The sequence below is a fragment of the Psittacicella gerlachiana genome, assembly GCF_003585965.1.
GTDB lineage: Bacteria > Pseudomonadota > Gammaproteobacteria > Enterobacterales > Psittacicellaceae > Psittacicella > Psittacicella gerlachiana.
Genome location: NZ_NRJF01000029.1, coordinates 37,587 through 47,568, shown reverse-complemented (window position 1 = coordinate 47,568; position 9,982 = coordinate 37,587). Strand labels below are relative to the sequence as shown.

Here is a 9,982-nt window from a genome sequence, read left to right as displayed (position 1 = left end):
TCATGAGATAGGCCAAATAATTCTTTTTTAACCGCAGTTGTTAATTTTAAAGCCATGAAAACCTCAAATTTAAATTGACAATATTTTGTAACTACAAGCAAACTATTATAACATAAATGCTCTTAAAAGTTATTAGAAGTTGTAAAATATGCTTATTTTTTATTTAGTAATACAAAAAATAGGGTATAATATACGGCATAGATAAAATTTAGATAAGATTAGGTGTCGGTATTTATTACAATATTTATTGATACTTATCTAAATACATTACTATTATTAACATAAACTTTGTGTGATTTTATGTAGTCTTAGTTAGTTCGAAAAGCTTTATTGAGAAAGTAAAAAAGTATTAACAAAGGTTTAGTAAAAATTTAAACAAAAGCTTAAACAAACTTAACCCAAAGCTTTAATGCAAAGTTCTAAACCTCCAAAATTTAAAACTAAAACTCAATAAATTTTTTCGAAAAAACTAATCCTTAATTTAGACCCGCAAAGGAGCATTTGGAGACCTTAGATCCATAATGTTGACTATGTAATGGCGTATTTTTTGTTTTTAAGTAAAAGCAAAAAGGTTACTTAAGCGATTATCTTAAATAATTATCGATAGATTATTTCCATAATCTCATCATTGTTATAAAGAATATAAATGTTTATAAATTAGTAAAACTGTTTACAGCGTAAACAGTTTGCTCTATTTTTAGCACAAATAATAACTTAGGGCAATTGTCCTTACTTAAGTAATTAAAGAAAGGGAGGAGGTATATAAATACGTTTTTCCTTGCACTGATTTTTTTATCAGTTATACGTACATGCAAAAAGACATCAGGGAGTCGATTTTGGAAAAAACGTTTAATATTGTAGGCTGGATTGCAACTTTTACTTCTATGTTAATGTATATAGCTTATATACCACAAATATGGAATAGTTTGCATGGTGTCTCAGGGGATTTTATTCAGCCGTTGGCTGCAGGGATTAACTGTAGCTTATGGGTAGTATATGGATTATTTAAACCGGATAGAGATTTACCTCTAGCGGTAGCTAATATTCCAGGAGTTTTCTTTGGTTACACGGCTGCAATTTTGGCAATTATTAATCTTTTATAAATAACCAAAGCTCAAGGATTAGCTTCTTACAAAGTAAGAAACTAAATCTTGAGCTTTGCTTTGTTCTCATGTAATTTTTTTATTATTATGGCAAAAAAGAATATTTCTGTAAGTTCACGACGTTGGCTCAATGAACATTTTAAAGATCATTATGTACAAAAAGCACATGCAAATAAACTAAGATCACGTGCTTATTTTAAGCTTGAAGAAATCCAAAAAGTAGATCGTATTTTTCGTAAAGATATGATTGTGGTGGATTTAGGAGCTGCTCCTGGAGGCTGGTCACAATATGCTTCTACGGTAATTGGAGAAAATGGTAAGGTAATCGCTTGTGATATTTTGCCAATGGATCCATTATTTAATGTAGATTTTTTACAAGGCGACTTTAGGGAAGAAAGTGTTTTAGAAAAGCTCATGACCATGATTGATGGACGTGAAGTAAATGTGATTCTTTCTGATATGGCTCCTAACTTTTCAGGAAATCCTAATGTAGATATTCCTCGAGCTATGTATCTTTGTGAGCTAGCTTTAGAAATGGTTAAAGACTGCTTAGCCAAAGGTGGAAGCTTTGTCATAAAAATTTTCCATGGTGAAGGCTTTGAGGAGTATTTAAAAGAAGTACGTCAAATGTTTAAAACAGTGCGTATTCGTAAGCCAGATGCTTCTCGTGATCGTTCTCGTGAAGTATACATTGTCGCTTTAGACTATAAAGGATAAAAAGAGATCATTAAAGATAAAAATTTTTTCTCTTTACCCTCATAAGTTCGTTTTTTAAGTTATAATATAACTCGCAAAATGACACCTTATTTTTCGTAACTCTTTGCAATTTTATTTTGTACCTTGCTTCTGTTGTCAGAGTTAAGGATATTATTAATTATCTATTTTTAGGGGAATAAGCAGTGGCTGATTCTATTGCTCCTTCAATTACTCCATTATCTCACATTGCGGTTGATGGCAATCAACAAAGCCTCCGTGAAGTAAGTAATATTCAATATTGGGGAATGGGGTACTATAACGTAGATGAAAACGGTGAAGTTTATGTTTGTCCAAATCCTGATAAACCAGAAAACCGTATTTCATTAAATAAACTTGCACAACGTATGGAAGAATCATACGGAGCTCGTTTACCTGCATTATTTTGCTTTCCGCAAATTATTAAGCATCGTTTACGTTCTATTAATAAAGCCTTCTCGACAGTAATCGCAGATTATGAATATAAGGGTGAGTATACTTTAGTTTATCCAATTAAAGTAAACCAACACAGTCGTGTTGTTGAAGCTTTAAAGCACTCGGGACAAAAATATGGTCTTGAAGCTGGTTCTAAAGCTGAATTAATGGCAGTAATTGCCCACGCTGGTTTAAAGAAACATACAATTGTATGTAATGGGTATAAAGATTTAGAATATGTACGTTATGCTCTCATGGCTGAAAAGCTAGGACATAAAGTATATTTAGTAATTGAAAAACTCTCTGAAATTTATTTAGTTCTTGAAGAATCAGAACGCCTAGGGGTATTACCTCGTTTAGGGGTAAGAGCTCGTTTAGCTTCACAAGGAGCTGGGAAATGGCAATCTTCGGGAGGGGAAAAATCTAAATTTGGACTTTCTTCAACGCAAGTATTAAAGCTTGTTGATATTTTACGTGAAGAAAACAAATTAGATAGTTTACAATTATTACATTTCCACTTAGGTTCACAATTAGGTAGTATTCGTGATATAGCTACAGGCGTACGTGAATCAGCTCGTTTCTATGTTGAATTAGCGAAATTAGGTGTAGAAATTAAATGCTTTGACGTAGGTGGTGGTTTAGGTGTGGATTATGATGGTAGCCGTGTAGGTTCTGATCGCTCTGTAGACTATGGTTTACGTGAATATGCGGAAACTATTATTTGGGGAATTGGGCAAATTTGTGATGATAATAATTTACCTCACCCAGATATTTTTACTGAGTCAGGACGTGCTACTACTGCTCATCATGCGTTATTAATCTCAAATGTAATTGGGGTTGAGCGTTATGAATCACAAAAATTAGCTCCACCAAAAGAGCAGGACCCGACAGTTTTACATAGTTTATGGGAAACTTGGGAAAATATTAATAATAATCGTGATAAACGTTCTCTACGTACTTGGATTCATGAAGGTCAATTTGATCTTGAAGATGTACACCAACAGTACAATGTAGGAACTATTTCTTTAGAGCAAAGAGCCTATGCAGAACAATTATATTTAAATATTTGTTCGGAAGTAGCTAAACTCTTTACTTCACAAAACCGTTCACACCGTCAAGTAATCGATGAATTACAAGAGCGTTTTGCTGATAAAATTTGGGTGAACTTTAGTTTATTCCAATCTTTACCTGATGCTTGGGGGATTGACCAACAGTTCCCTGTAGTGCCGATTAGTCAGTTAAATGCTCCAATTGAACGTCGAGCAATTCTTCTTGATATTACTTGTGACTCTGATGGTTTAGTTGAAAGCTATATAGATGGCGATGGGATTGCTACTACCCTACCAATGCCGGATTTTGAGGTAGATAATCCTCCGTTAATGGGCTTTTTCATGTTAGGAGCTTATCAAGAAACTCTAGGAAATATGCACAATCTTTTTGGTGATACCACGACCGTAGATATACGTATTACTGGACCGGATAAGTTTGAGATCATTGATCTCTATCACGGGAATACAGTATCTGACATGCTCGAGTATGTGTATATAGATCCGAAGAAAATTCTTGAAAGATATCGTGAACAAATCTATGCTTCAAATTTATCGCAAGTCGATAAAGTTAAATTCTTAAAAGAATTAGAAGCGGGAATGTCAGGTTACACTTATCTTGAAGAAGATACCGAAATCGATTATTAATTTGTGGAAAGTTAATCTTTATGAAAACTAATACCAATACTTTAAATCATCGTGAAGATATTTCTTTAGTATCTAATAACTTTGGTTTTTTACGTTTACCAATTAACTTTGAACCAGCTACTTCTGATGCTGATTGGGTAATTACCGGTGTTCCTTTTGATAGTGCGGTTTCAGGACGCTCAGGAACTCGTTTTGGAGCTGAAGCGATTCGTCGTGCTTCAGTAAATCTTGCGTGGGAACACTGTCGTTTTCCATGGACGTTTGATGTTCGTGAACGTCTAAATATTGTTGACTGTGGCGATTTAGTTTATGCTATGGGCGACAATGGAGACTTTACTCAGCGTTTAGAACAGCATGCAAGCAATATGTTACAAGCAGGTAAACGTTGTTTAACTCTAGGGGGAGATCATTTTATTACTCTTCCGTTGTTAAGAGCTCATGCAAAACACTTTGGTAAATTAGCTTTAGTGCATTTTGATGCTCATACTGATACCTATGATAATGGTTCAGCTTATGACCATGGAACCATGTTCTATCATGCTCCAAAAGAGGGTCTAATTGATCCAAAACACTCAATTCAAGTGGGAATTCGTACTGAGTATGATCGCAATCTTGATTATACTGTGCTTGATGCCCCAACAGCTAATGATTTAACTGCAGAGCAAATTGTAAGTCGTATTAAAGAAGTAGTAGGCGAGATGCCTGTATATCTAACTTTTGATATTGACTGTTTAGATCCTGCTCATGCTCCAGGGACTGGAACTCCAGTAATTGGTGGGATGACTACGGATAAAATTCTTAAAGTTATTCGTCTTCTTTCGCCTTTAAATATAGTGGGCATGGATTTAGTAGAAGTTTCTCCTGCTTTTGATCAATCTGATATTACCGCTTTAGCTGGAGCAACCATTGCTCTTGAAATGCTATATATGCAAGCTGCAAAACAAGATTAGTAGCCCAAAAAAGTCCTTTTACCTCTTGGTAAAAGGGCTTTTTTGTGATAAATATTGATCTTTTAGGGTATTTGGTGGTACACTGGATGAGTAAAAAAATGCCTAGGCACGAACTTGGTTTTTAAAAAGTAGACTTTTTAGAAGTGCAAGTTTAGAAAAAGTTCTTGTTTATTAAGGGCTTGAGATATTTAGGTTAGAGGATTTAGCTCCAAAGGATTTAAGTTCTTAAATAAATTTTCTCAGTGATAAGTAAAGCCATTAATAAAATTTGAGAATTTTTTCAGAGAAATAGCAGTTTTTTGTTATATTTACGCCTTTATTTCAAATAATTAGTTTATAATATAAAGTAAAAGTAGATAAATTTAGTCATAAAGTCAATTTTCTTATCTACTCTAGTTATAATTATCACCCGAATTCCTACAGAGAGAATTAAGACGAGCGTCTTATTTTTTAATAATTTAAAAGATATGGAAAACAATTACGTTTTTGTAATCTGTATTGTTTTAGCATTAATTGTCTTAGGTGCTGTTTTTTATCGTTTTATAAAACGTAAGCCTCATCAGGATGCGATTCGCACTGATGTTCCGAAAAAAAGTAGCTATAGTCTAATTAATCATGTAAATCCATCTGTAAGTCAAGATTTACGTACCCAGAATATTGCTGAAACTTTACAAAGTAATCTTGCGGCTATGTATGCTCAAGAAGAAAAACAACAGTCTCAAACAGCTGAGGCAAAAGCGGAAAAACCACTTGAGCCGGTAAAGCAAACAGTTACTCCTCCTAAAGTAGATACTACTTTGGGAGTTAAGGTAACTGCAAATAACACCGCTAATGTTACCGGTGATACTATTACTCAGCAAAAAATTGCGGCTGAGAATAACAGCAAGGATAGTGACTCTAAAGCTAGTGCGGCAGAAAGTTACTTTGGTAAATCTTATACGGTTACCGGTAAGGCTAAAGAAAGTGCAATTGAACAAACTAATAAAACCTTAGCCAAAAAAGAATTTAATATTAATCAAGAGCGTACTATTGCGACCGATAATATTAATGATGTTTATAAAACTCGAGAGCAAAAGCGTTTACAGCAAGAATTAAATCCTGAACGTGAATTAAGTCTTGCCGAAGAACGTAAAATTGCCAATAAAGAGTTAACTCCACAAGTAGTAGCTAAACGTGAAATTACCGCAAAACCGGTAAGTAAACCAGTAAGCAAACCTGTAGCTAAAACTGCAACTACAGAAGCAAATGAGTCCCAAGACCAAGCAAGCTTACAAGCTTTGGAACAGTTAATTCGGAGTAATCCTGAAGTTTATGAAAAAGTTCTTGCTTTTTTAAAGAGTAAAAATACGGGAACTCAGGAAACTAGTTCTCTAGTTTCAACCGTAACTAAGGCTCAACAAGCAGAGGCAAGAGATAAAGAGCAAAAGGTTGCTTCTCCAGCAGGAGCTACTCCCCCTCCGGTAACTCAGGGGGCTGCACCTGATTTAAGTGCGGTAACTAATGCTTCACACTTTGCCACTAATGGGATTAGAGTTGAAAGTCCTGAAGATGTAGCCAAAGCGGTAACCGGTTATCAAAATCTTGCCGAAATCGCTCGTAAGCGTAGTCAACCATCAACTAAAGAACCTGAAGAAGTTAAAGTTGATCCTTATGTTGAAACAGATCCGGTGATTTTAAAGTTAAATACCTTATTTGAAAATCCCGAGCAGTATATTGTTTTTAAAGTAAAAAATCAGCGTAGTGCAGAGATCTCGGCTGTACGCATTAATAATATTTTACGTAACTTAGATACGGACTTTAATGAAAATAGTGTGAATTACACTACTTTTGTAGGCGATCGTATGCGTTTGAGTTACAACAATGTATGGCGTCCTGCAACTTCTTCAGCTAAAGAAGTGGTAATCTACCATCTCTTTAATGAGTTTGGGCAATGGATTGGAGAAAATGAACGTGAAGAGTATAAGTATCTTTATTTATATGTTTCACGCAGAATTTTACAAAATGATGAAGCCTTATCGATTCTCATTACCCAATTAACTAAACTCTGTAACAAGCTTTCAGCTTATTTAGATTTACGAGGAACGGTATTTAGTACGAGAGAACTTTGTTCTTATCCTTCAACTATTCGTAATCAAATTAATCAAGTCTTAAAACAAGGTGATGCTGTGCGTCATAGCTCACGCTATTCTTGATTTTTGACTTTTGCAAGCTATAACTCTAATAAGACCAGCCCCGGGGCTGGTCTTATCTTTCAAGATTCGACAATGATATTTTTTGCTATAATAGGAGTTTGAAAAAATTATCATTGCTAGGTTAATCGCAAAACATTAACTGTTTTATTATGAAATCTCTATTTAAGAAATTATTCTGTACAGGTTTAACTCTAGGTACGATTGGGGTAGCTGGTCTAATAGGCTTCTACTCTTATTTATCTACAGATTTACCTGATGTAAAATCTTTTACCCCAACTTTTTCTGAACCTCTAAGGGTTTATGACCGTAATGGAGATTTAATTGCTTCTTATGGATCAGAGCGTCGTATTACTTTAACTTATGACGAGTTTCCTAAAGTATTACGTGATGCGGTAGTGGCGATTGAAGACCGTCGCTTTTACGAGCATGGAGGGATAGACTTAAGAAGTATTGCTCGTGCCTCTATGGTGCTCTTAACTACAGGGAATAAATCACAAGGGGCTTCAACTATTACCCAACAATTAGCTCGTAACTTTTTCTTAAATTCTAAAAAAGAATTTATTCGTAAGTTTAGAGAAATGATCTTAGCCGTACGCATGGAAAAAAGTATGACTAAAGATCAAATTTTAGCTGCTTATATGAATAAAATTTATCTTGGGCATAGATCTTATGGTTTTGCCGAAGCAGCACGTACTTACTTTAATAAAAGTGTAAATGAGTTAACTTTATCGGAAGCTGCTCTTTTAGCTGGGATTCAGCAGGCTCCATCTAAACTTAATCCTATTGCTAATCTTGAAAGTTCGGTAGCTCGTCGTAACCAAGTGTTAGCGGCTATGCTCGATACTAAGATGATTAGTCGCCAAGAGTATGATCAAGCAATTGCTGAGCAGATCATGGTTAATCCAGGACGTATGGATAACCAAGGGGTAGGTTATGTCTCTGAGATGGTACGTCAAGCTCTATATAATAAATACGGAGAAAAAGCTTATACCGAAGGCTTTAAAGTTTACACTACTGTAGACAATACTCTCCAAAATGAAGCAACCGTGGCTCTACGTCGTACCTTAATTGGTTATGATCAACGTAAAGGCTGGCGTGCAAAAGACAATGAGCGTTTTCTCTTTAACAATGGTGAAGCTTTAGTAAACTATCAAGATGCTTCGCACATAGTAGTAAAAGTAAGACAAAATCAAGGTTTTACGGAGAAAACTATTACTTTAAATGATTTATTAAATCGCTTTAAGTTATCAAATTACACTAGAAGTTATGATCCGTTATATCCGGTAGTAGTGTTAACCGCTAATAAAGAACAAGCTCAGGTAGTAGATATTAATGGTAATATTATGCCTCTACCACTAAAAAATATGGCTTGGGCGGGAGCTTATATAAATCCAGATCGTAAAGGTGCTGCTCCGAAAGCGGTAAACGAGCTCTTAACTCCAGGACAAATAATCTATGTCGAAAAAGAGTTAGCTGCTAATGGCATGGTGGCGAGTTTAGGACAAATTCCTGCGGTAAACTCAGGTTTAATTAGTCTTAACTCAACTGATGGGGCAATTGAAGCTATGGTTGGTGGTTTCTCTTATGACTTATCTAAGTTTAACCGTGCAACGCAAGCTACTGTCCAAGTAGGTTCTTCATTTAAACCTTTCTTATATGCAGCTGCTTTTGAAAAATTCTCTTCCTTAAGTGATCGAGCTTTAGGCTGGGGAAGCATTATGCGTGATGATCGTATTGCGATTAAAGATAATGATAAGATTTGGACACCAAAAAACTATGGTGATACTTATAAGGGTGATATTACCTTACGTCAAGCTTTTGCCGAGTCGCGCAATATTATTGCAGTAAAACTCATGCAACAAGTTGGTCCTAACTATATGTCACGTTTCTTACAACGTCTAGGCTTTAGTTCGAATTCATTTTTACCAACCTTATCTTTAGCTTTAGGTACGGCAAACTTTACCCCATTAGAAATGGCTCGTGCTTATGCTACTTTTGATAATGGAGGCTTTTTAATTAATCCATATCTCATTACTAAGGTAGTAGATGCGGAAAATAATGTGATTTATCAAGCTAATCCTTTAGTTGCATGTACTGCAGATACTGATGAATGTAACAGTATTATGCCTTTAGATCCAATTACCGATGAAACTGCAATGCAAACTGCAACTAATCAGGATTTAATCTCGCTTGATAATTCTAATGGACAAGCATTAGAAGGGCAAGAAGATCTTGATGCTTTAGTTAAAGCTAATACTCAAGAGCGTAACTTAGACCAAAGTCAAGCTGCTGAGGCTACAGATGTAGGTTTAACCGATGGTCAGCAGGCAAGTTCACAAGCTAAGTATGCTCCAAGAGTTCTAAGTGCTGATGTAGCTTGGTTAATGTGGTCGGGCTTAAATTCTAATGTATATGGACGTCAAGGTTTTTATACGGGAACGGCAGCTCGTGCAGCTCAACTTGGAACATCGGATGTCGGTGGTAAAACCGGAACAACCAATGATTCTAAATCAGCATGGTTTGTAGGTTATGCAAATAAATATGTAACCGCAACCTTTGTAGCTTTTGATAATGCTACAACCTTAGGTCGTCGTGAGTTTGGGGGTGGTTTAGCGTTAAATAACTGGATAGCTTTTGAAAAACTGCAGTTAGCAAAAGTGACAACCAAGTGGGTTCGTCCTATGCCAAATACCATTCAAACCTTTATGATTAATGCGCAAGGCTATCAGGTGCCAACTGGAGGCTATAATGAATACTATCGTATTCCACAAGTTCCTCCTACTGCTCCAAGCAATAATAATGTAGATCTCAATTCAGAAGATCTAGGTATTTTCTAAAATTAGATTTGTTAGATCCGAGATGTTTATCTCGGATCT

At 35.4% G+C, this 9,982-nt stretch carries 6 protein-coding genes; all 6 read left to right on the top strand.

The genetic code is table 11. The features are described 5' to 3' along the window. Nucleotides 1-836: 836 nt before the first annotated feature. The 6 genes from CKF59_RS01230 to CKF59_RS01205 all read left to right on the top strand — a co-directional run bounded on the left by CKF59_RS01230 (nucleotide 837) and on the right by CKF59_RS01205 (nucleotide 9,943). Nucleotides 837-1,103, top strand: a complete 267-nt coding sequence (locus tag CKF59_RS01230; protein ID WP_245959256.1) for a SemiSWEET family transporter — start codon at nucleotides 837-839, stop codon at nucleotides 1,101-1,103. Between the two features lie 87 nt (nucleotides 1,104-1,190). Beyond that, a complete protein-coding gene (gene rlmE / locus CKF59_RS01225; RefSeq protein WP_119534164.1) occupies nucleotides 1,191-1,820 on the top strand; it encodes a 23S rRNA (uridine(2552)-2'-O)-methyltransferase RlmE in 630 nt (209 codons plus the stop codon). 182 nt (nucleotides 1,821-2,002) lie between these two features. Further along, entirely contained in the window at nucleotides 2,003-3,964 is a 1,962-nt protein-coding gene (gene speA / locus CKF59_RS01220) for a biosynthetic arginine decarboxylase (RefSeq protein ID WP_245959255.1), read from the top strand. 20 nt (nucleotides 3,965-3,984) lie between these two features. Further along, a complete protein-coding gene (speB, locus tag CKF59_RS01215) occupies nucleotides 3,985-4,914 on the top strand; it encodes an agmatinase (RefSeq protein WP_119534163.1) in 930 nt (309 codons plus the stop codon). 467 nt (nucleotides 4,915-5,381) lie between these two features. After that, a complete protein-coding gene (locus tag CKF59_RS01210; RefSeq protein ID WP_119534162.1) occupies nucleotides 5,382-7,106 on the top strand; it encodes a hypothetical protein in 1,725 nt (574 codons plus the stop codon). Nucleotides 7,107-7,255: 149 nt separating this feature from the next. Further along, a complete protein-coding gene (locus tag CKF59_RS01205) occupies nucleotides 7,256-9,943 on the top strand; it encodes a penicillin-binding protein 1A (RefSeq protein WP_119534161.1) in 2,688 nt (895 codons plus the stop codon). Nucleotides 9,944-9,982 lie beyond the last annotated feature (39 nt).